Source organism: Oxynema mangrovii CENA135 (genome assembly GCF_016632315.1).
Lineage (GTDB): Bacteria > Cyanobacteriota > Cyanobacteriia > Cyanobacteriales > Laspinemataceae > Oxynema > Oxynema aestuarii.
The window spans coordinates 3,123,079-3,144,141 of record NZ_JAEOXH010000001.1 but is presented as its reverse complement, the minus strand read 5'-3'; the positions used below and the strand labels follow the sequence as shown (position 1 = coordinate 3,144,141).

Below are 21,063 nucleotides of genomic sequence, written 5' to 3'. Positions count from 1 at the left end.
TGGGATTAACCCAGGCCATACAGTATTAATTCATAGCAGTTTAAAAAGAACATTAAAAAAAAACTCATAAAACAAGGGGTAAAAATTAGTCCTGATACGATTCTTGATTCTTTTCTTGAAGCTGTTGGTTCATCAGGAACATTATTGTTGCCTTTATTTAATTTTGACTTTACCAAGGGTATTCCTTTTGACTACAAAAATACACCTTCTCAAATGGGAATTCTTACGGAAGTAGCGAGAAAGCATCCCAATGCAATCAGGACAGGTCATCCGATTTACTCATTTGCAGTTATAGGAAATCAATCTGAAAAATTTAGAGAAATTAATAACTTTAGTGGCTATGGTGAGGATTCACCTTTTGCAATTCTTCGCGAAATGAATGGAAAAATAGCAGTTTTGGATTTACCCGATCAAAACAGCATGACTTTCTATCATCACATTGAGGAAATGAACTGTGTTTCTTACAGATATCATAAAACTTTTACTGGAGAATACACAGATTTAAATGGATGTAAGGAACTCAGAATGTATGGATTATTTGTCAGGAATATTGAAGCTGGTGTAATAACTCATGTAAATCCAGCGGGAGAATTAATGTAGAAAAAAGGTTTATACTCTGGCTATAGACCTAGCGAAGATTGTGGATTAAGAGTAGTATCTGCACAAAAAATGTTTGACTTTGTTTCAGAAATCATAGCATCGGGAAAAGCTAAGGGGTTGCTGTATCGCATAGAAGGTGAAGATAAATGAACGAATTGGGCTTAAAAATGTATCAGTGGGCAACTGATTTATTTCCAATATGCCGTAGCATCACAGGAAATGGAGTGCGTCAAACTCTAAATTATTTCCAAAATCTGTTGCCAACTCTTAAGATTCATGAAGTTCCATCCGGTACAAAAGCCTTTGACTGGACTGTACCGGATGAATGGAATATTAAAGATGCTTTTATTTCTGATGATCAGGGTCTGAAAATAGTTGATTTTTCTCAAAATAACCTTCATGTTGTTGGTTATTCAGATCCGGTAGATTGCTGGATAACTTTTGAAGAACTGGATCGACATTTATTCTCTCTTCCTGAACAGCCTACAGCGATTCCCTACATTACTTCTTACTATAAACGGCGTTGGGGGTTTTGTGTGTGAGAAAATCAGCGTAATGAACTGCGTCAAAATCCCCAAGCTAAATATTATGTCAAAATTGATTCCAGCCTCCAGCCTGGTAATTTAACTTATGGCGAATTGATTATTCCTGGAGAAACAGAACAAGAAATTCTTTTATCTACCTATATTTGTCATCCCTCAAAGGCGAATAATGAATTATCTGGTCCTGTAGTGACAACAGCTTTAGCTGAATATCTTTTAAACCAAAGCTCTAACCGCTACACTTATCGGATTGTGTTTATACCAGAAACCATTGGTTCCATTGTTTATTTGAGTAAACATTGGGAATATCTGAAACAGAACACGATCGCTGGTTTTGTGGTTACTTGTGTTGGGAATGATCGCACTTATTCTTATATTCCTTCCCGTTTAGGAAACACTTTGGCAGATAGAGTAGCTTTACATACTCTTAATCATCAAGTTCCTAGTTTTAAACAATACTCTTTTCTGGACAGAGGAAGTGATGAGCGTCAATATTGCAGTCCAGGAATTGATTTATCCGTTTGTTCTATATGTCGTTCTAAATACGGAGAATACACAGAGTATCATACATCTTTGGATGATTTAAGCCTGATAAGTCCAGAAGGATTACAAGGAGCTTATAAAGTTTTACAACAATGTATTTTACTTTTGGAATATAATCTTAAATACAAAATCAAGGTATTGTGTGAACCACAACTAGGTAAGCGGGGTCTTTATCCAACTCTTTCAACCAAAGAAAGTGGCAAGCAAGTTAGGGATATGATGAATTTAATTGCTTATGCTGATGGAGAACACGATCTGATTCAAGTTGCTGAAATCATTGGAGTTTCAGCTATACAACTAATCCCAATTGTTCAAAAACTTATAGATGCAGATCTGTTAGAAGTAATTGATATGCAGATTGAGCAGTAATACTTCATAAAACCTGTAATTGTTCAAGCCAGAATGACCTCTACCCTCTTACCTGGAAAGGTGATGATGGGTCATATACGGGAGTAAAATATGACCATGAATCGGCGAACTTTACAACTAAATTTTCCTAACATTGAACAAAGCGACGAGGAATTGCGGTTATTGATAGCTGCTAAATTATATGAAAAGGGCACCTTAACATCAGGACAAGCTGCGGAATTAGCAAGTTTAAGTAAAAGAGAATTTATTGAAGTCATTGGCAATTATAATGTTTCAGTTTTTAGTGGATTAGTGGAAGATTTAGAATCGGACATTAAAAATGCCTAAAGTTGTCATTTCTGAGCTTTGTTATCAAGATATGGAGAAAAGTAAGGGATATTATTAAATGCGAATCGTGATAATTGTTCAAGCCAGAATGACCTCTACCCGCTTACCTGGAAAGGTACTAAAGCAGGTATTGGGGAAACCCTTGCTGGAATACCAAATTGAAAGATTGCGACGGGTTAAACTAGCCGATGAAATCGTCATCGCTACGACAACTAATCAAACTGACGATCCAATTGTTAATTTATGCGATCGTCTCTCAGTCGCTTACTTTCGCGGTTCTGAACAAGATGTTTTAGAGAGATATTATCAAGCTGCTACAGCACATAAAGCAGATGTTGTGATTCGAGTCACTTCTGATTGTCCCTTAATTGACCCGCAGGTTATAAATCAGGTGATTGATTATTATCTGCAAAGTCAATCAAACTATGATTATGTCTCAAATTCTATAAAGCGAACCTATCCTAGAGGGATGGATACTGAAGTGTTTTCTTATTCAGTATTAGAACAAGCTTTTTTAGAAGCCACAGCACAACCAGACCGCGAGCACGTTACACCTTTTATTTATCGACAACCACAACGATATCGTTTGGGTCATGTGACTTACTCTGAAGATTGTAGTCACCATCGATGGACAGTAGATACTCCTGAAGATTTTGAGTTAATTAAAAAAATAATTGAAACTGTTTATCCTAACGAACCGTATTTTACATTAGAAGATTGCTTGGGATTGCTGCAACAACATCCAGACTGGTACTTTATTAATAGTCATATAGAACAGAAAAATTATGGACAGTAAAACCATGAATCCCCACAATCCAGAGTTTCAGACGGAACAAGAAAAATTTTGGCTCCAAGAATTTGGGGATGAATATACTCACCGCAATCAAGGGAAGAATTCAATTGCTGGTAATTTAGCTTTATTTTCCCAGATTTTTTCTAGAACCAAAAAATTTAATTCATTGATTGAATTTGGAGCAAATAGAGGCTTAAATATAGAAGCCATAAAACAACTCCTACCAGAAGTGAAAGTATCTGCGATTGAAATTAACCATGTAGCTGTTGAAGAACTGCAAAAAATGGGGGGGGTGAGATAGAAATCTATCATCAATCAATTTTGAATTTTACCCCTACACGCAAATGGGATTTTGTTTTAATTAAAGGAGTTTTGATCCATATTAATCCTGATTATTTAGAGCAAGTTTACGATTGCCTCTACCAAAGTAGCGATCGCTATATTTGTCTGGTAGAGTATTATAACCCCACTCCTGTTGAAGTGACTTACAGAGGTCATCAAGGTAAATTATTTAAGCGAGATTTTGCTGGAGAAATTCTCGATCGGTTTAAAGATTTACAACTAATAGATTATGGGTTTGTTTATCATCGCGATCGCCATTTTTCACAAGACGATCTAACGTGGTTTTTGCTAGAAAAAACTACCGAATAATGAATTTAGTAATTCGAGTAGATGCTTCTATTCAAATAGGGTCAGGTCACGTCATGCGTTGCTTGGCATTAGCTCAAGCATGGCAAGACACCCAAGGACAGCCTATTTTTATCATGGCAAATTTTGTCCCAGCCTTAGAGAAACGCCTTAAATCAGAAGGAATGGAAGTTGTCCTCTTGACAACAGCACTAGGGAGTTTAGAGGATGCCCAGGAAACTACTGCACTAGCTCATCAGTTTGAGGCAAGTTGGCTTGTGGTGGATGGGTATCATTTCAGTGCCGATTATCAAAAAATTATAAAATCTTCTGGATTACGTCTATTATTTATCGATGATTACGGACACACGGAACATTATTATGCTGATTTTGTCCTAAATCAAAATATTTCGGCTAATGAGCAATGGTATCAGCATCGCGATCCTAATACTCAGCTATTACTGGGCACTCGTTACGCCCTGTTGCGGCGGGAGTTTTGGCAATGGCGAGGATTGCAGCGAACCATACCACCCATAGCTAAAAAAGTTTTAGTGACTTTAGGAGGTGCTGACCCTGACAATGTGACCCTAAAAGTGATTCAAGCTTTACAGCTTGTGGAAGTTGAGGAACTAGAGGCAGTAGTAGTGGTGGGAGGAAGTAATCCCCATTATGAAAATCTCAAAATGGCTATGCAGGATTCACGTTATCCTATCCAGTTACAACGGAATGTACCCAATATGCCAGAGTTGATGGCTTGGGCAGATGTGGCAATTTCTGCTGGGGGTAGCACTTGCTGGGAACTAGCTTTTATGGGTCTGCCGAGTATTTTGTTGATTTTGGCGGAGAATCAGAGGGCTATCGCGCAAAAACTAGCAATTCTTAACCAAGTAGTTAATCTAGGGTGGCATCAAGATGTCAAAGCCCAAAACATGGCTGATACACTTTCTACACTATTGCAATCGGAAGAAGAACGAACAAATATGATAGAAGTGAGTCAGCAAATAGTAGATGGTCAAGGATCATTTAAAGTAGTGAGTTTGTTGAGTTAACGCTTGAATTTAAAACCAGTCAAAAGATAAAAACCTTACTTAAAGTCAAATATGAATGTATTGTTGTTAGGACCAAATCGCCCAGAGTTAGTCGATTTTTTAGAAACCTATGGCGAGCAAGTGAAATACACTGAAGAAAAAATCCCAGTAGATAGTGATTTATTTCAAAAAGTTGAGTTTATCATTAGCTACGGCTATAGACATATTTTAAAAAAAGAAGTTCTAGAAAGATTTTTTAAAAAGGCAATTAATATTCATATTTCGTTATTACCTTGGAATAAAGGAGCCGATCCTAATCTGTGGAGTTTTTTAGAAAATACTCCCAAAGGGGTTACAATTCATTATTTAGATCCGGGAATTGATACGGGAGATATTCTGGTTCAAGAGGAGGTTAGCTTTACCCCAGAAGAGACATTAAGAACAAGTTATGAAAAACTGTCTAATATAGCAGAAAATTTATTAAAAAAATATTGGCCAGATATCCGTGAGGCTAAAATACAGCCAAGTGTACAACCTTCTGGTGGCTCGTATCATCGCTTACGAGATCGCCAGTCCTACGAACACTTATTGACTCAGGGATGGGATACTCCAGTTCGTAATTTAATAGGTAAGGCAATAGAGGAAAAAACTTATGAATAAGAGCAGTATTTTTATTAGCGATCGCCAGATTGGTATTAATCACCCACCCTTCATTATTGCCGAAATGTCCGGCAATCACAATCAATCTTTAGAAAGAGCCTTAGAAATTGTAGAAGCGGCAGCCAAAACAGGCGCACATGGACTCAAGCTGCAAACCTACACTGCCGATACCATGACCTTAGACATTAAGCAAGGGGAGTTTTTTATTGATGACTCCAATAGCTTATGGTATGGCCACTCCCTCTACGAACTATATCAACAAGCCCATACCCCTTGGGAATGGCATGAACCCATCCTGAAACGCTGTCAAGAACTCGGCATCATTGGCTTTAGCACCCCCTTTGACGCCACTGCCGTTGATTTTCTCGAATCCTTAGATGTGCCTTGCTACAAAATTGCCTCCTTTGAAAATACCGACTTGCCCCTCATTCGCAAAGTTGCCAGCACAGGCAAGCCCCTGATAATTTCTACAGGAATGGCAACCGTTGCCGAATTAGATGAAACCGTCCGAACTGCAAGAGAAGCAGGGTGTCAGGATATTATTTTGCTCAAATGCACCAGCACCTATCCCGCTACTCCAGAAAATACAAATCTCTTAACCATTCCTCATTTGCAGGAACTCTTTAACGTGCAAGTGGGTCTTTCCGACCACACAATGGGTATTGGAGCCGCCATTGCCAGTGTGGCCCTGGGTGCAACAGTCATAGAAAAGCACTTTACCCTCCGTCGTGCAGATGGTGGAGTTGATTCCGCTTTTTCGATGGAACCAGAAGAAATGGGGCAACTTGTTGTAGAGTCCGAAAGAGCTTGGCAGGCTTTGGGTCAGGTTCAGTATGGTTCGACTGAGGCGGAGAAAGTCTCTAAAATATTTAGGCGCAGTTTATATGTGGCTAAAGATATGAAAGCTGGGGACGTGTTGACAACTGAAAATGTTAGAGCAATTCGTCCAGGGTTGGGTTTACCACCCAAGTATTTAGAATCATTACTAGGTTTAACTGTTAAGAAAGATATTAAAGGGGGAACCCCTTTGTCTTTTGAATTATTGAAGTAATATAAAAAATTCTAATTTATTGAATTAAAACAGCCATTTATGATTATAAAGCCTGAAAATATTACTACAGCATATTTAGGAAAAAATATTGCTATTGAATATGCTAAAGACTGGGGATTTGAACCATTGAGTTATTTAGCAAAATGTTATTTTGAAAAATTAGGATGCACTATAGTATATTTTCATTCTAATCCTATTATTCTTATTAAAAACAAATTTAAAAAAACAAAAATTTGTAATACTAACACCTACTCTTCCCCGTCACTACTTCAGTGTATTGCCTGGAGTATAAAATCTTTTTTTTGGACATTAAAAAATTATTGTTTAATTTTAATAAAAACAAAAAACATATTTGAACTTCATATTAAAGGTGTAACAATTGGAGATTCGATTGTAGCTCAAAGCGTTCGAGTTTCTAATCAATCCCCAAGCCAACTAAGATTTGATAAATTCTTGTTTAAAAGCTTGATTCAAGGATATCTTACTTTTAAGTACGCTGAATGGCTTATGGTGGAGAAAAAGGTTGAGACTTTGATGCTTTCTCATAATATGTATTGTTCGTCTATCTTTAGTCGAGTCATTTTAAAAAATGGCGCCAAGTATTTATATGTTGGAAAGTTTCCGTTTTCAGTAATAGTTGATTCAAAGATATCATCTCCTTATTATCCGTTTATTTTACCATTACATAAATTTGACTCTCTTTTAATAAAAGAAAAAGAAATGGTAAAAAATTATCTAACTCAAAGGGTTGATACTCCTAAAAATATTCTTCCGTACATGAAAGTAGATATTGAATCCACAAAAGAAACGAAAAATAGTTTAAATATTTTAGAGCTAAATAAAAATCCAAAAAATACAATAAACGTTTGTATTTTTTTACATTCTTTTGCTGATGCTTTATTTATTTGTGGTCCTGATTCATTCAATGATATTTGGCATTGGTTAACCTTTACTATTGAAAATCTTCTCTTTTACAGTCAAAAAAAGCCAATAAATATTTTAATCAAGCCTCATCCAAATATTTTTTTGAATAAAGATATTAAATCTACTGTTCTTCAAAAAGACTATTTAACCTATGAATATCTAGAGAAATTACATCAGTCTAATAATAAAGTTAAGTTTATTCCAGCATCTACCTCAAATATAGAGTTAACAAAATTACCAAATTTTATTGCAATTACTCATCATGGTAACGTTGCTCCAGAGCTAGCATTTTTAGGTAAGCCAGTAATAGCCTCTTTTCATGCACCTTGGAAGAATTGCAATGACTTTCTCATAACCTGGAAGAATAAAGACGACTATGCTGATATTTTAAATAGTTTAGAAGACTGTTTAAAATTTCAAGTGTGTGAGGAATCTTTACTAAAATTTGCTTATTACTATTATCTTAAATTTAATAAGAGATCGAATGGAGCATTGTATGCGGATAAACTATTTAGGATTGCTTTTGACAGAAATCCCCTATCTGATTTAGAATGTCAAAATATGTCCAATGAAGTTTTAGATGTTTTTAAAACTCAAAGTAATAAATTTACAGAAGGAAAAGACTACTTTGAACAACTCATAATGGAAAGTATAGAGTTTTACTTATTTCAAAATTAACACATGAAGCTAACCAGTTTAATTAAATAAAATTCATCCTCTTCTTTACTAACCAATTATTGTAAAGTTAAAGCTTATAACTTTAATTAAAAATAAAACTATAAAAAATTATTATTACTATGAAAAATTCCTTGAACTTGAACAATGGCATTAAACCATTATTTATTTTTTCCTTACCTCGATCGGGTTCTACTTTATTGCAACGTATTTTAGGGTCTGATGAGAAGATTGCTACAACGTCAGAACCTTGGATTTTACTGCCTTATATATATACCTTAAAAAGCCGAGGGGTTTACACCGCTTATTGGCATAAGCGTAGTGTGATGGCTATTGAAGATTTTTGTAAGGAACTGCCCAATGGTCAAGATGACTACTTGGAAGAAATACAACAATTAATTCTTCGTTTATATTCTAAGGTTGCTGTCAACAACCAAAAAAGTGATGCTAAATACTTTTTAGATAAAACTCCAAGGTATAGTATAATAGCAGAAGATATTATTAAATTATTTCCCCAAGCTAAGTTTATATTTTTGTGGCGTCAACCATTGGCAGTTGTTTCTTCAATTTTAGAAACTTGGACCCAAAGCACATGGAATCTTTATGAATGGAAAATCGATCTTTTTGAAGGATTACTAAATTTACTGACCACTTATCAAAAATATGCTAATCAATCATACGCTTTATGCTATGAAAATCTCTTAGCAAGTCCTGAACAAGAATGTCAGAATCTTTTTAATTATTTAGAGCTACCATTTAACCCAGAAATTGTATATAGTTTTAATAAATTAAAACTCCAAGGAAAAATGGGAGATCCAACAGGAATCAAGGAATATACAACAATTAATTCATCGTCTTTAGATAAATGGAAATTGAGTGTAGTTAATCCAGTGCGAAAACTTTGGTACAGGCGATATTTATATTGGATAGGAGAAGAAAATTTGAGTTTTATGGGATATGATTTTGATGAATTACTCCAAGAACTAAATTCTATCCCCGTTGGAATTAAAAATATTTACTCGGATGTAAGTCGGATGTCTTACGGCTTACTTTACTGTGCCTTAGAACCCCAATCCATAAAAAATAAATTTAAAAGTTTTTCAAATTGGAGTTCTATATATCCTCATATGTAATAGAATATTGAACTTTGCACAATTAAAAATCGTATGAATATATAATCAAAACTTCATAAATGAATCCTTTTATTTTAATTTTTACGCCATATCTTTTATTGCTCATCCCCGGAATTCCTTATCAAATTGGTCTTTTAATTCTTTGGCTGGGTTTAGCAATTTCTAGCTATAAATGGCCTGCTGAAACATTAATTCCTTTTTCATTTATTATCAGTTCCTATAATTTAATTAGAATAAAATCTCCAGATACCATTCTTTTAGCCGGATTTAGAACGGAAATCATTTTTATTTTTATAAGTTGTATTTTATTGAGAAAACTATTTAAACAAAAGTTAAAAGTTTTTAGCCTCAAATCCATTTTATTTTATTATTTTTTTCTGTGGTGTCTAATATCTCTGATCGCTAATTCTAGCAGTACTATTGAGCTAGTACTCGCCATTAGAGAAAATTTATTAGTTTGGTTTCTATTTCCCTTTGTTATTCCTCTGTTGGAAAAGAACTATAGATTAATAGGTTTGATATTAACTTTTTTCTGCTTAGGAGGAGCATTAGTTGCCACTTTTAATATTATTATTTATTATCAGGAATTATTGGGGGTTCAGATCATTCCCTTTTCTTCTTTATGTAATATCGTAACCTTACGAGGTGATAGAGCTTTATTAGGAATCCCGATTCCTCGGATGATTTCTTTGTACTGCATACCACCAGGTGGAGGAGCAGTTTATAATGCTTCTCTTGCGGTGACCAGTTTTTTTTGCGCTAAATATCTGTGCAATAATCAAGTATTAAAAAGATTTTTGTTAGTTAGTACCTGTATTCTGGCGTTTGCTTCTACCTTGACGGTTTCAATTTCTGCTTTGGGTGCCGTAGTTTTTGGTAACTGTGCAGTTTATGCTAGAAAATTAAGAACTACCCAGATAAAAAATATACAACGTAAATTTAATATAATTATTAGCTTTATTGTTTTAGCTATTTTAGGAGCCTTTCTTTTCCCTCTAGAAATAATAGGTGTAACTACTCACTCTAACATTGTATCGTATTTAAGTAACGCTTTTTTGGCGTGGGCTTATGAAGATATCCGTAGTTACGGATTAAGAGATATATTTTTTGGCCAAGGAGTTTTTCTGGCGACTGGTCATCTTCTTGTTCAAACACAAAGAGCGACTGCGATCGTTGATAAGTGGTGGATTATGTTGGCGAACCGAGTAGGTCTTGTTGGTTTGATCTTTGCCATAATGTTTGTTGTATCTGTAATTTACAAATATCTTACGATTAAGCTTCCTTGGGAAAAAAATATCTATATGATTTGTTCTGGAAGTTTAATGTTTTCTTTATTAGCCTATATTCATGGATGTCCTTTGATTGCTAAACCGCTGGATTATGGGTTAATGATATCGTTAGCGTCGGTTTTAGCGATCGCCCGTCCACAGAAGCAAACAAAAATGATTGCCATTAAAGGTCATCTTATTAGAGAAAAAAATTTTTCCAACACTTAATGTCTAATGTGGCATCGATAATTTATATCAAAAAACTATTATTGCTTTAGGTATGAATCTAAAATACAAAAAATATAAATTTTTATTTTTAGGCTGTTCGAGCATTCAAACAAATGCTTCTTTATTTAGAGCTTTACTTGCTCGTTATTTAGTTGAGTATGGGCATGAAGTCCATATTTTATTAGAAGATGACCCAGCTAATCGTCAGTGGGTCGCTAAAAATCTTCCTGGAGTTTATGAGCATTATCAGTCTAGATATGCATCTTGGCAAGATTTAAAGTCTTATTTAGTCGAACGTCGTCAATTGATTGATACAATTCAACCAGATTTTGTGCATCTTTTGGCGATTGGTTGGAAAAATTTATTTACAATCCCTTTAAAAACTCATAAAATCTCTTCTCCTACTTATATTGCTGATTTTGATGAGTTATATTCTGCAAAAGCATCATCACTTTGGCAAAAGTTATTATATCGATATATAGAAAATAGAGCTTTACAGCTTAGTAATAGAGTCATTTGTGCTAGTAAGTTTTTAGTTAATTATTTTTCTAAAACCCATAAAGGTAGTCAAAAAATTTTATATCTTCCTTATGCATATAGTCAAAATTTCTTTAACAACGGTGAAATTGAAATTCAAAAAGTTAAAACTGAATATAAATTTAGAAAAATACTCGTTTATATGGGAACTTTAAGTAAGGAATATCAAAGTCATCAAGTTTTAGAATTAGCGGAGCGGATGCAATCCAAGCGAGATCAAATAGTTTTTTTATTAATAGGAGGAGGTTCTGAATTAAAACTGACCAAGGAATGGGTATTAGAAAAATGTTTAGAAGATTTTGTTTATGTTGTGGGGTATTTACCACCAAATGAAATTATGTATAGTCACTTAATGGCAGCAGATGTACTATTATTTCCCATTCAAAATAGTATTCCAAATCAAGCCCGATGTCCAAATAAAACTTTTCAATACATTGGAGCTAATCGACCAATTGTCACTAACCGAGTAGGGGAGGTAGAGGAAGCTTTAGGTAATTATGGTTACTATTATGATTTTAATAACCTAGAAAGTTTTGAGAAAGCGGTACTGTCTGCTTTATCTGATTCTGAAAGTTATGATGCAAGTTCTCTCCTCCCACTTCATACATGGGAAAAAAGATGTTTAGATTATTTAAAATGGCTCTCAGAAACTTAGTGAGTTTCAATGCTTTTTTAATAAAAAAGTGAATATCTGTATAAACAATAAATTAAATTAAATCAAGTATTTTGAATAAATAATTTGAAACAATATATGGTCAGCCATAACAAGTATTCACTAAAATTTGATGATATAATTTACCAACTTCAAGGTCATGGGGGTATTTCTGTTTATTGGCAAGAACTAACGTCTAGAGTTCTGGCTGATAGAAGTTTTAGAGTTTCACATATCACTGGAAAAAAAAGTAGCAGATATTTTCCAGTGATTTCTAATGAAGCAATTTTTCATTCTAGTTATTATCGGTTTTCTTTATCAAAAAAAACTAAAAACGTTGTTACCTGTTATGATTTCGCGGAAGAATTAGATATTTATAAAACTTTAGGGAGCCAGCTGAATATTTTTCAAAGAAAATTAGCAGTAAAAGCCGCAGATGCTATCATTTGTATTTCGGAAAGCACTAAACAAGATTTACTAAAACTATACCCAAATGATATAGATTCAAATAAAGTTAATGTAGTTCATTTAGCGAATTCTTTACATCCTATCAATACGCTCAATAAAACTAAAAAATTTCATCGGATATTGAAACTGATTGAACAGGTCAATAATCTTTATGTTTTATATGTAGGACGACGAACAGTACGTAAAAATTTTAAGTCAGCATTACTAGGTTTTGCGGGTTCTCAACTTCCTCAACGAGGATACTCAATGGTTTGTACGGGAGATCAATTTTTAGAAGATGAAAAAGATTTGTTCTCAAGTCTTGGGTTAAAAGATACAATTTTTGTTGTAGAGAAGGCTAACAATCAAGAACTTAGTTATTTATACCAAAATGCTTTTGCTTTAGTTTATCCGTCTCTGTACGAAGGATTTGGCTTACCTCCTCTTGAAGCGATGAGCTGTGGCTGTCCTGTGATTGCGTCTTGCACTTCTTCAATACCCGAAGTGGTCGGTGATACTGGTGTTATGGTTCATCCAGATAATTATGATGCTATTAGTGATGCTTTAAATAAATTTTTAGATCCTCATTTAAGGCAAAGTTATATAAACAAAGGATTGAAGCGTTCAAAATTATTTAGTTGGGACAAGGTAGCTGAAGAACACTTAAAAATTTATAAAAAATTGATTGAAAAAGATTAGCCTTGTTAACTATGCAAAACAAGTATTTATTTTTTATTAATACATTTAATCCAGTTATACCCTTGTATAGAGGTTTAGCTTCTCATTGGCCTTTAGAAGGCTGGAAACCATGTTTTATTCAAAGTCAAGGTAATTATCGTGAATATCAGACTGATGATACATCAAATATTATTAAGAAAAATACAAAATGGGTATGGATTCCTGCTTTTTTAAGAAAAAACAAAAGATGGTGTAGTATATTTTATTGGGTATTGGCTCCTCTAGAAATAATTTTTGCAAAAAATCTGTCTGGTTGTGTTTTTTTGACACAACCTCCCCTCTTTTATATTTTAGGTACAAAAATTGCTCGTTGTCGAAAAATTCCTTATGTCATTCATATCATGGATAGACATCCTGAATTGCTTTCTGGTGTAAACATCCTTAAACAGGAAAGCCGGTTATACAAATGTTTATCTAAAATGTCCATAAATTCCATGAAAAATGCAGATGGAATTATAGCGATCGGGCGCTGTATGAAGGAAGACCTCATTCATCAGGAAATTGATGCTGGTAAAATTACACTGGTTTCAAATTGGGCAGATGATAGCATCTATCCAGTTGAAGTCAAAGATAATATTTTTCTAAAAAAACATGATTTATACAACAAGTTTGTTGTTATGTATTCTGGAAATATGGGTTTACCCCATAAATTTGAAACGATATTAGAAGTTGCTAAAAATTTAGAAAAATACGATAAAATTGTATTTGTATTTATAGGAACAGGCGCTAGAAGATCTGAAGTAGAAAAAGCGATCGCTGCGGGTACTGATAACATTCAATTGTTAGACTACCAGCCTCAAGATTTACTGGCACATTCCTTATCTGCTGCAAGCGTTCACTTTATTTCCTTGAAAGATGGATTTGAAGGCATTGTAGTCCCCAGCAAATTTTACGGAGCTTTGGCATCAGGTCGTCCAATCCTTTATGAAGGAAATAGTCGCGGAGAAATAGCGCGAGCTATACAGGAAATTGGCTGTGGAGAAGTAATAGAGCCAGGAAATAGCCAGCAACTTTATGAAAAAATATTGTATTACTATGAAAATTCATCCGTTACTATTGGCGATGGAAATCGAGCCTGGAATGCACACAATACTCTATACAAACAAGAATTAAGCTTAGAAAAATATCTAAATGCTCTTACGATCTACTTTGGTAAAGCAACGGATAAATTTTCCAGTAGTTCTTAGGATATCAAAATAAATAATAATAAATTGCTTATGAATAATGGTGAAATTAAAGGCTATCAACCTGTAATAATCATAGGCGCTGGCAGATCGGGTACGAATATGTTGCGAGACACTCTAGCACAATTACCTGGATTTGGCACTTGGCCTTGTGATGAAATCAACTACATATGGAGGCATGGTAACACTAGAAAAGTTAATGATGAATTTAGTCCAGAACTCGCAACGCCAAGAGCAAAGAAATTTATACAAACAAAATTCAATGAGTTGGCTAAAGCTCAAAATATTTCGTATGTAGTGGAGAAAACTTGTGCTAACTCCCTTCGCGTGGGATTTATCAATAAAGTTTTTCCAAATGCTAAATTTATCTGGATTATTCGCGATGGAAGAGATGTAGTTGCTTCAGCCCAAAAGCGATGGACAGCTTCTTTAGATATTCCATATATTTTACGAAAGGCACGCTTTGTCCCAATGGCTGATATTCCATATTATGCTTACAAATATCTTGGTAGTCGAGTTTATCGTTTTCTTTCTTCCGAACGTCGGTTGGCTTTTTGGGGACCAAAATTTAATGACATGGATGAAGCTTTAAAACAATATTCTCTTCCAGAGGTCTGTGCTATGCAATGGCAACGCTGTGTAGAAAAAGCAGATATGGAATTCAGTCAGTTAGAATCGGAGCGAGTGCTTTATCTACGCTACGAAGATTTTGTCTATAATCCCGCAACTGAGTTGGTAAAAATCAGGAATTTTTTACAAGTTGATATTTCCGAAGAACTTAGTACAAAAATAGTGCAAGATATATCAAAAACAAATGTAGGCAAATGGCAGGATGATTTAGACGAAAGTATTTTAAAGCTTATATACCCTATAATTGAAGATACATTAAGAAAACATGGATATTTATAAGGCTTAGGCCCAATTAAGTTTTAGAAAACTTGCCGCTTATAAAGTTTATAAATTTATAAAGCTAGAATTGTGACTGGATGTATTTAAAAGTTTGGAAACGCTTTTTTGATTTAATAGTATCTTTCCTTGGACTACTGGTTGCGACTATTCCGATGGTACTGATTGCTATTTTAATTTTGATCGACTCTGGTAGTTCAGTCTTATTTACTCAAAGTCGAGTTGGCAAAGATGGGAAAATATTTCAAATTAATAAATTTCGCACCATGAGAGTGCTGCAAACTAACAGCAGCACGATTACTGTGTCGGGAGACGCTCGTATTACCCCTATAGGTCGTTACCTACGTCGCTGGAAATTAGACGAACTACCTCAGTTATGGAACGTCCTAGTGGGTGACATGAGTTTGGTAGGCCCCCGACCGGACGTACCAGGCTATGCGGATAAATTAGAGGGAGATGCTCGTAAAATCCTATCTGTGCGACCTGGAATTACAGGCCCAGCTACCTTAGCTTATCGCAATGAGGAAGAAATTCTGGATAATGTTGATGACCCCGTTAAATACAACGATGAAGTCATTTACCCCGATAAAGTCCGGCTGAATTTAGAATACATACAAAACTGTTCCTTCTCAAAAGACCTATACTACATCTGGAAAACGATATTTTCTTGATGTTATTTCATAAGTGGCTCGACTCGTGGCTAAACCAATCCTCCTCTCAACTCCACATATTGGCAACTCCGAACTGGAATTTGTCAAAGAAGCCTTTGACACCAATTGGATCGCCCCAGTCGGTCCCCATGTAGATGCCTTCGAGCAAGAATTCTGCCAAGTCGTCAGCACCTCCCATGCTGCTGCTGTCAGTTCTGGTACGGCTGCCCTGCATCTTGCTCTCCAACTGATTGGTGTTCAGCCTGGGGATGAAGTGTTTTGCTCCACTCTCACCTTCATTGCCACTGCCAGCCCCATTACCTACTTAGGTGCGAAACCTGTCTTTATCGACAGCGATCGCACCTCCTGGAATATGAATCCAGACTTACTGCGAGACTCCTTAGACCAACGGGCTAAAATAGGCAAACTCCCCAAAGCATTGGTACTCGTCCATCTCTACGGACAAAGTGCTGACCTTGACCCCATTCTCGAAGCCTGCAACCACTATAATATCCCCCTCATCGAAGACGCAGCAGAATCCCTCGGTGCAACTTATAAAGAACGTTCCCCCGGAACCTTTGGCAAAATTGGCATCTATTCCTTCAACGGCAACAAAATCATCACCACCTCTGGCGGGGGAATGCTAGTTTCCCATGACCCCGACCTCGTTGCTAAAGCCCGCTTCCTGGCAACCCAAGCCCGTGACCCCGCCCCTCATTACCAACATTCAGAAATCGGCTATAACTATCGCCTCAGCAATGTTCTCGCTGGAATTGGTCGGGGTCAGTTGCAGGTCTTGAAAGACCGTGTAGAAGCCAGACGCCATAATTTTGAAGTTTATCAACAGGCATTAGGCAACTTACCTGGAATCGAATTCATGCCAGAAGCGTCTTTTGGCAGAGCGACTCACTGGCTAACTTGCTTGACTATCGATCCAAAAGCATTTGGGTGCGATCGCGAACAAGTCCGCCTAGCCCTCGCCGAACAGCAAATCGAAGCCCGTCCCGTATGGAAACCCCTGCACGTACAACCTGTGTTTGCTGGATGTGAATGTATTGGGGGTGAAGTTGCAGAATCCTTATTTAAAACTGGTTTATGCTTGCCCTCTGGTTCTAACTTAACGCCAGAAGACTTAGAGCGAGTGATTGAAGTAATTATAAGGCTTGAGAAACAGAGACTCCTGGACCGCCCTCACCATCACCCTCCCCCTCACGGCTGACGCCATTTATACCCTCATCCGCCGGGAAAACATCTTCAAAGCCCATCGGAGTCATTTGTATCAACGATTGCAGCAGTCCGGTTGGACTCACGCCCAAGTTGCCAGTACCTATATTGGGGTTACTGTGTTGATTGCTGGGAGTGTTCTGGTTTGGGGTGCGATGGGCGCTTGGATAGGGTTAGCCGTTGTAGTTGTAGGGATGGTAGGGGGAGAGGTTTATTTGAGGGGAGAACGGGAAACGGGTCAGAAATCTGCTTTCTAGACGTAAAGATTGGGTGGTTGGCTAGAATTCTGACAAGAAAGCCATTTTCTCAGGGGCTATTCACTGGAGGTTGTTTTGCTAATGACAGTTGTGCGATTTCCTTGGGATGAATTTCCATCGGTATGGATTCATGCCCCAGAATTAGAAGTCAAAAAGCATTTTGCCTACCGTGGAGCCAAATCAGGAGACCCTGATGCTGCTTATCAGTTGGTGAATGAGATGCTGTCAGAACAAGTAGTAGAGCAGTTGGCATCTACATTTGAGGGCACCGAGGTGACATTAGTTTCAGCCCACGCGATTGAGAATGTCGGTGTGAACGCGATTCCTGAAGCATTAGCCAATTGCCTAGCTCAGAAACTACATTGGCGAGCCGACAGCGGTATCGTTCAAACGAATATTGTCGCCCATACAGGAGCCGATGGGTTTTCTCGACTTGCCCGACAAGCTAAGTTTGAGGGAAAAGTTATCCCAGGCAAATGTTATCTTTTAGTTGACGACTTTGTTGGACAAGGTGGAACCTTGGCTAACCTCCGCTCTCATATTATTCATGGTGAAGGAAGGGTCATAGGTGCAACCGTACTAACGGGCAAACCCTATTCCGCAAATCTCGCTTTAACAGAACCCACTCTGAATGCACTGAGGTTAAAACATGGATGCGAACTTGAACAATGGTGGCAAAACCGATTCGGCTTCAACTTTGACTGCCTTACAGAGTCTGAAGCACGTTACTTGCTCAAAACCCCGACAATTGACCGAATCCGAGATAGAATTACTCAGGCAGAGCAAAGCTGAAATCGCCAAGCGGGTGATTGAGCTTTCCGAGTTAAATAAAACGACGCAGCATTAACAGCATTTAGAATAATTCCCAATCTGATTCAGGGGTGGCCGGTGCGATTAAATCGTCAAGCAAGCGAATTGTACCCGCTAGTTTTTGAGAAGGTTGGCGACGTCGTGGAGTGGCAATGGCATCCTCAGACATGACTGGGAGGACGATCGCTTCATATTGGCGATCGCTGGTCAGTGAAGGTGGCAGGTCGATAACCAGTTGACCATTGACGGGTTTGGTAAGGGAACTCCAAAAAAATAAAACCTCTAAAACGTTCGTAGTGACTCCTTCAGGAGTCATCTTTAAAGAAACCCCTGAAGGGGTTACTACGAACGTTTGAATGATTTATATTTTGCAATCCCCTAATAATTCGCAGAGCTTCCATCGCGACCTCCGGACTCGTTACAACGCCTAGATTCTAGCACTATAACGAGAACGTTCCGAGGCTGTGAAAATGATACCGTTTTTCTAAAACATCGATCGACATACCTGGTAGGGACATAGCATTGCTGTGTCCTCTTTTGTCGGAAACAGAGGTATGGATGGGAGATCGCCTGTTTACGCCCCAAGGTTAAAACTATGGATGAAAAGCGATCGCACCCTCGCAGAGGACAGGGTATCGCCTAGTCCTAGATCGAGTAAAGCTGAGGTTTATTTGAGTCGGGAGGTAAGCCAAGATTGGAAGATCGCAAAGCCGCTTTATGAGCCGTTTAATGCTATCACCAGATGAAAGCAGAATGATAGCATAGCTTCCAACATGGCGAATATCAGTATCCGAGGACTTGAACCGGAAACCCTCTCTAAGCTGAAAGCACTGGCAAAAAAAGAAAACACCAGCTTCAATGCCTTAGTTCTGCGTCTGCTCGATCGCAGTGTTGGTGTCAGCCCGGAAAAACCCCTCTACCAGCGACATGAAGACCTGAGCGAATTAGCTGGTGCTTGGAGCCAACAGGAAGCAGAGGAATTTGAGGCTAATACCGCCTGCTTTAGCAACATTGACCCACAGCAATGGCAATAAATTGTGCGGTCTATCTTGCTAGATACCAAATACCATAAATTGCGATCGCTCATAACGAGTCGGACAGACAGCACACAGAAAGAATATCGCGATCGGGATACAGCACTGCTGTGTCCCTACGGGTTTTGGTAGAGACCCCTATAATGCAGATTATATGTAAATCTCCATCCCTATCTGATGACCTTTAACACCCAAATTGATATAAACGCTCAACGGCGAAGACAATTCATTACTCTGGTGATGAAACGAGTTCAGCCGGGGACGGGTAGCGGTCTGGATTTTCTCAACAAACGCACCTGGACTTATCCCGTGACCGATATTAAAGCAATCGTTACTAAAACTCCATTTGCGATCGTGGGTGGGATTGCCACAAGGCTTTATATGCCCGAACGAATGACTTTAGATTTGGATATTTTAGTTTGCGTTCGAGATGCAAAAACCCTGTATGCAGAACTAACAAAAGCAGGCAGTCAAAAAATTGGAGAATTAGCCCTTCCAAGGAGTCAGTGGGAATTACCGGATGGAACTTCTCTCGATGTCCTCGAATCAAATGCGGATTGGTTTCCCGAAGCGATCGCTACTCCGAACATAGCTCCAAATGGCTTGCCCATCATTGCCTTACCCTATCTAGTTCTGATGAAATTACAATCGGCACGAACCCAAGATTTGAGTGATGTGAGTCGGATGATGGGCGCGGCAAACCCCGATGAAATTGCCGAAGTTAAACAGGCGATCTCCAAATATTTGCCTGGAGCATTAGAGGATTTGGAAAGCCTAATTGTCTTAGGTCAGTTAGAACGAAGACCGCCAGGAGAACGTTGACAGGGATCCCAAGAAAATAGGGCGATCGCGGTTTTACAAGAGCAATAAAAGCATTGCCACTAGAGCCAGCAACAGTAGGGTGGGAAGGGTGGTAAGAATTAGTCCCTTCCCGTAAAGAACCTGAGCCACCCTGCCCACCCTACCCACTACCCCTATACTCGTCAATGATGGTGTTGGATCCCCCCAACCCCCCTTAAAAAGGGGGGCTTTCCTATCATCCTTAAAAAGGGGGGCTTCCCTATCATCCTTAAAGAAAAATGGTCTAAGTCCTACTGATAAAATCAGAAACGAAGCTCACGCAACTGGCTTAAGCCTATGACTGCTACTGCCGAAAAATCTCTTACCCTAGAAGAATTCCTCCAACAGCCAGAAACCAAACCTGCTAGTGAATTCATCGACGGAGAAATCATCCAAAAACCCATGCCAAAAGGAAGACACAGCCGCTTGCAGGGCAAGCTAGGTAGCGAAATTAATCTCGTAGCTGAAGCTCCCAAAATAGCCTACGCCTTTCCCGAACTGCGGTGCAGTTTTGGAAATCGCTCTATCGTTCCGGATATTGCCGTCTTCCGGTGGCAACAGATTCCATTTCTTCCTGATGGGGAAGTACCCGATCGCTTTGACCTCCCCCCAGATTGCATTATAGAAATTCTCTCCCCCCAACAAAAACCCAACAAAGTGATTGGTAATATTCTGTACTGCATCGAACGGGGTAGCCAACTCGGTTGGTTTCTCGACCCAGACGATCGCAGCATTCTGGTCTTTTTCCGCGATCGCCAACCCAGACTCTTGGAACAGAACGACACTCTTCCCGTACTAGAAGGAATCGAGCTAAACCTCACCGTCGAGCAGGTATTTAGTTGGCTAAAAATGGGGGCTTAACCAGATTAAACACCCTAATGCTTTCATTTGATAAACGCAACACACCCTACGCGATCGGGAATAATGCCGATGAAAGCTAGGGAAATGGCATGGGGTGACTCTCTAGCCATTATTGGCCACCCCACCAATATGAGATTGGCAGAGACGACCATTCC

The 21,063-nt window shown here is 37.9% G+C and carries 25 protein-coding genes; 24 read left to right on the top strand and 1 reads right to left on the bottom strand.

Features of this window, described 5'->3' with window-relative positions; all coding sequences use genetic code 11:
* The first annotated feature begins 51 nt into the window (after positions 1-51).
* The 21 genes from JJD41_RS12340 to JJD41_RS12240 all read left to right on the top strand — a co-directional run bounded on the left by JJD41_RS12340 (position 52) and on the right by JJD41_RS12240 (position 18,155).
* Positions 52-600 (top strand): AAC(3) family N-acetyltransferase, encoded by a 549-nt coding sequence (locus tag JJD41_RS12340; RefSeq protein WP_200667279.1) that lies wholly within the window; start codon positions 52-54, stop codon positions 598-600.
* 146 nt (positions 601-746) lie between these two features.
* Entirely contained in the window at positions 747-1,142 is a 396-nt protein-coding gene (locus JJD41_RS12335; RefSeq protein ID WP_200666280.1) for a DUF2172 domain-containing protein, read from the top strand.
* 18 nt (positions 1,143-1,160) lie between these two features.
* On the top strand, positions 1,161-2,054 hold the full coding sequence (locus JJD41_RS12330; protein WP_255547311.1) for a DUF4910 domain-containing protein: 894 nt from the start codon (positions 1,161-1,163) through the stop codon (positions 2,052-2,054).
* Between the two features lie 96 nt (positions 2,055-2,150).
* A complete protein-coding gene (locus JJD41_RS12325) occupies positions 2,151-2,381 on the top strand; it encodes a UPF0175 family protein (RefSeq protein WP_200666276.1) in 231 nt (76 codons plus the stop codon).
* A 58-nt stretch (positions 2,382-2,439) separates the two neighbouring features.
* On the top strand, positions 2,440-3,177 hold the full coding sequence (locus JJD41_RS12320; protein WP_255547281.1) for a cytidylyltransferase domain-containing protein: 738 nt from the start codon (positions 2,440-2,442) through the stop codon (positions 3,175-3,177).
* The gene (locus JJD41_RS12315; RefSeq protein WP_200666272.1) at positions 3,167-3,475 is read left to right on the top strand and encodes a class I SAM-dependent methyltransferase; all 309 of its coding nucleotides are present in this window, start codon (positions 3,167-3,169) and stop codon (positions 3,473-3,475) included. Before JJD41_RS12320 ends, JJD41_RS12315 begins: the two co-directional genes overlap by 11 nt.
* Before the next feature lie 20 nt (positions 3,476-3,495).
* Complete coding sequence (locus JJD41_RS12310; RefSeq protein ID WP_200666270.1) at positions 3,496-3,825, top strand: pseudaminic acid biosynthesis-associated methylase; 330 nt, start codon at positions 3,496-3,498, stop codon at positions 3,823-3,825.
* Positions 3,825-4,850 (top strand): UDP-2,4-diacetamido-2,4,6-trideoxy-beta-L-altropyranose hydrolase, encoded by a 1,026-nt coding sequence (pseG, locus tag JJD41_RS12305; RefSeq protein WP_200666267.1) that lies wholly within the window; start codon positions 3,825-3,827, stop codon positions 4,848-4,850. The genes JJD41_RS12310 and pseG overlap by 1 nt, the downstream gene beginning before the upstream one ends.
* A gap of 51 nt (positions 4,851-4,901) precedes the next feature.
* A complete protein-coding gene (locus JJD41_RS12300) occupies positions 4,902-5,489 on the top strand; it encodes a formyltransferase family protein (protein ID WP_200666265.1) in 588 nt (195 codons plus the stop codon).
* On the top strand, positions 5,482-6,540 hold the full coding sequence (gene pseI, locus JJD41_RS12295) for a pseudaminic acid synthase (RefSeq protein WP_200666263.1): 1,059 nt from the start codon (positions 5,482-5,484) through the stop codon (positions 6,538-6,540). The genes JJD41_RS12300 and pseI overlap by 8 nt, the downstream gene beginning before the upstream one ends.
* Before the next feature lie 39 nt (positions 6,541-6,579).
* On the top strand, positions 6,580-8,142 hold the full coding sequence (locus tag JJD41_RS12290; RefSeq protein WP_200666261.1) for a hypothetical protein: 1,563 nt from the start codon (positions 6,580-6,582) through the stop codon (positions 8,140-8,142).
* 119 nt (positions 8,143-8,261) lie between these two features.
* Positions 8,262-9,272 carry a sulfotransferase family protein gene (locus JJD41_RS12285; protein ID WP_200666259.1) on the top strand — a complete coding sequence of 337 codons (1,011 nt, stop codon included), beginning with the start codon at positions 8,262-8,264 and terminating at the stop codon, positions 9,270-9,272.
* A gap of 59 nt (positions 9,273-9,331) precedes the next feature.
* Positions 9,332-10,768, top strand: coding sequence for a hypothetical protein (locus JJD41_RS12280; RefSeq protein ID WP_200666257.1), 1,437 nt, complete (start codon positions 9,332-9,334; stop codon positions 10,766-10,768).
* 52 nt (positions 10,769-10,820) lie between these two features.
* Positions 10,821-11,960 (top strand): glycosyltransferase, encoded by a 1,140-nt coding sequence (locus tag JJD41_RS12275; RefSeq protein ID WP_200666255.1) that lies wholly within the window; start codon positions 10,821-10,823, stop codon positions 11,958-11,960.
* A gap of 84 nt (positions 11,961-12,044) precedes the next feature.
* The gene (locus tag JJD41_RS12270; RefSeq protein WP_200666253.1) at positions 12,045-13,103 is read left to right on the top strand and encodes a glycosyltransferase family 4 protein; all 1,059 of its coding nucleotides are present in this window, start codon (positions 12,045-12,047) and stop codon (positions 13,101-13,103) included.
* Positions 13,104-13,114: 11 nt separating this feature from the next.
* Positions 13,115-14,329 (top strand): glycosyltransferase family 4 protein, encoded by a 1,215-nt coding sequence (locus tag JJD41_RS12265; RefSeq protein WP_200666251.1) that lies wholly within the window; start codon positions 13,115-13,117, stop codon positions 14,327-14,329.
* A gap of 30 nt (positions 14,330-14,359) precedes the next feature.
* Positions 14,360-15,235, top strand: coding sequence for a sulfotransferase family protein (locus JJD41_RS12260; protein WP_200666249.1), 876 nt, complete (start codon positions 14,360-14,362; stop codon positions 15,233-15,235).
* Between the two features lie 77 nt (positions 15,236-15,312).
* Positions 15,313-15,903 carry a sugar transferase gene (locus JJD41_RS12255; protein WP_200666247.1) on the top strand — a complete coding sequence of 197 codons (591 nt, stop codon included), beginning with the start codon at positions 15,313-15,315 and terminating at the stop codon, positions 15,901-15,903.
* 25 nt (positions 15,904-15,928) lie between these two features.
* Positions 15,929-17,101: a DegT/DnrJ/EryC1/StrS family aminotransferase gene (locus tag JJD41_RS12250; protein ID WP_200666245.1), complete on the top strand. Its 1,173-nt coding sequence runs from the start codon at positions 15,929-15,931 to the stop codon at positions 17,099-17,101.
* Positions 17,046-17,363, top strand: a complete 318-nt coding sequence (locus JJD41_RS12245; RefSeq protein WP_234488611.1) for a hypothetical protein — start codon at positions 17,046-17,048, stop codon at positions 17,361-17,363. Before JJD41_RS12250 ends, JJD41_RS12245 begins: the two co-directional genes overlap by 56 nt.
* An 81-nt stretch (positions 17,364-17,444) precedes the next feature.
* Positions 17,445-18,155 (top strand): phosphoribosyltransferase, encoded by a 711-nt coding sequence (locus JJD41_RS12240; RefSeq protein ID WP_200666243.1) that lies wholly within the window; start codon positions 17,445-17,447, stop codon positions 18,153-18,155.
* Positions 18,156-18,216: 61 nt separating this feature from the next.
* Here JJD41_RS12240 and JJD41_RS12235 read toward each other — a convergent pair whose 3' ends face one another.
* Positions 18,217-18,489, bottom strand: coding sequence for a hypothetical protein (locus tag JJD41_RS12235; protein ID WP_200666241.1), 273 nt, complete (start codon positions 18,487-18,489; stop codon positions 18,217-18,219).
* A gap of 457 nt (positions 18,490-18,946) precedes the next feature.
* Here JJD41_RS12235 and JJD41_RS12230 point away from each other — a divergent pair, with 457 nt between their 5' ends.
* The 3 genes from JJD41_RS12230 to JJD41_RS12220 all read left to right on the top strand — a co-directional run bounded on the left by JJD41_RS12230 (position 18,947) and on the right by JJD41_RS12220 (position 20,908).
* Positions 18,947-19,207, top strand: a complete 261-nt coding sequence (locus JJD41_RS12230; protein WP_200666239.1) for a hypothetical protein — start codon at positions 18,947-18,949, stop codon at positions 19,205-19,207.
* Between the two features lie 240 nt (positions 19,208-19,447).
* Entirely contained in the window at positions 19,448-20,029 is a 582-nt protein-coding gene (locus tag JJD41_RS12225; RefSeq protein ID WP_234488610.1) for a hypothetical protein, read from the top strand.
* Positions 20,030-20,344: 315 nt separating this feature from the next.
* Complete coding sequence (locus JJD41_RS12220; RefSeq protein WP_200666235.1) at positions 20,345-20,908, top strand: Uma2 family endonuclease; 564 nt, start codon at positions 20,345-20,347, stop codon at positions 20,906-20,908.
* The last annotated feature ends 155 nt before the right edge of the window (positions 20,909-21,063 follow it).

What these genes read in the sequence shown, in the direction of transcription:
- JJD41_RS12335 (WP_200666280.1), top strand. Translation starts at nt 747, where the DNA reads ATGAACGAATTGGGCTTAAAAATGTATCAGTGGGCAACTGATTTATTT.
- JJD41_RS12325 (WP_200666276.1), top strand. Translation starts at nt 2,151, where the DNA reads ATGAATCGGCGAACTTTACAACTAAATTTTCCTAACATTGAACAAAGC.
- JJD41_RS12320 (WP_255547281.1), top strand. Translation starts at nt 2,440, where the DNA reads ATGCGAATCGTGATAATTGTTCAAGCCAGAATGACCTCTACCCGCTTA.
- JJD41_RS12315 (WP_200666272.1), top strand. Translation starts at nt 3,167, where the DNA reads ATGGACAGTAAAACCATGAATCCCCACAATCCAGAGTTTCAGACGGAA.
- pseG (WP_200666267.1), top strand. Translation starts at nt 3,825, where the DNA reads ATGAATTTAGTAATTCGAGTAGATGCTTCTATTCAAATAGGGTCAGGT.
- JJD41_RS12300 (WP_200666265.1), top strand. Translation starts at nt 4,902, where the DNA reads ATGAATGTATTGTTGTTAGGACCAAATCGCCCAGAGTTAGTCGATTTT.
- pseI (WP_200666263.1), top strand. Translation starts at nt 5,482, where the DNA reads ATGAATAAGAGCAGTATTTTTATTAGCGATCGCCAGATTGGTATTAAT.
- JJD41_RS12290 (WP_200666261.1), top strand. Translation starts at nt 6,580, where the DNA reads ATGATTATAAAGCCTGAAAATATTACTACAGCATATTTAGGAAAAAAT.
- JJD41_RS12285 (WP_200666259.1), top strand. Translation starts at nt 8,262, where the DNA reads ATGAAAAATTCCTTGAACTTGAACAATGGCATTAAACCATTATTTATT.
- JJD41_RS12280 (WP_200666257.1), top strand. Translation starts at nt 9,332, where the DNA reads ATGAATCCTTTTATTTTAATTTTTACGCCATATCTTTTATTGCTCATC.
- JJD41_RS12275 (WP_200666255.1), top strand. Translation starts at nt 10,821, where the DNA reads ATGAATCTAAAATACAAAAAATATAAATTTTTATTTTTAGGCTGTTCG.
- JJD41_RS12265 (WP_200666251.1), top strand. Translation starts at nt 13,115, where the DNA reads ATGCAAAACAAGTATTTATTTTTTATTAATACATTTAATCCAGTTATA.
- JJD41_RS12260 (WP_200666249.1), top strand. Translation starts at nt 14,360, where the DNA reads ATGAATAATGGTGAAATTAAAGGCTATCAACCTGTAATAATCATAGGC.
- JJD41_RS12255 (WP_200666247.1), top strand. Translation starts at nt 15,313, where the DNA reads ATGTATTTAAAAGTTTGGAAACGCTTTTTTGATTTAATAGTATCTTTC.
- JJD41_RS12240 (WP_200666243.1), top strand. Translation starts at nt 17,445, where the DNA reads ATGACAGTTGTGCGATTTCCTTGGGATGAATTTCCATCGGTATGGATT.
- JJD41_RS12235 (WP_200666241.1), bottom strand. Translation starts at nt 18,489, where the DNA reads ATGACTCCTGAAGGAGTCACTACGAACGTTTTAGAGGTTTTATTTTTT.
- JJD41_RS12230 (WP_200666239.1), top strand. Translation starts at nt 18,947, where the DNA reads ATGGCGAATATCAGTATCCGAGGACTTGAACCGGAAACCCTCTCTAAG.
- JJD41_RS12225 (WP_234488610.1), top strand. Translation starts at nt 19,448, where the DNA reads ATGAAACGAGTTCAGCCGGGGACGGGTAGCGGTCTGGATTTTCTCAAC.
- JJD41_RS12220 (WP_200666235.1), top strand. Translation starts at nt 20,345, where the DNA reads ATGACTGCTACTGCCGAAAAATCTCTTACCCTAGAAGAATTCCTCCAA.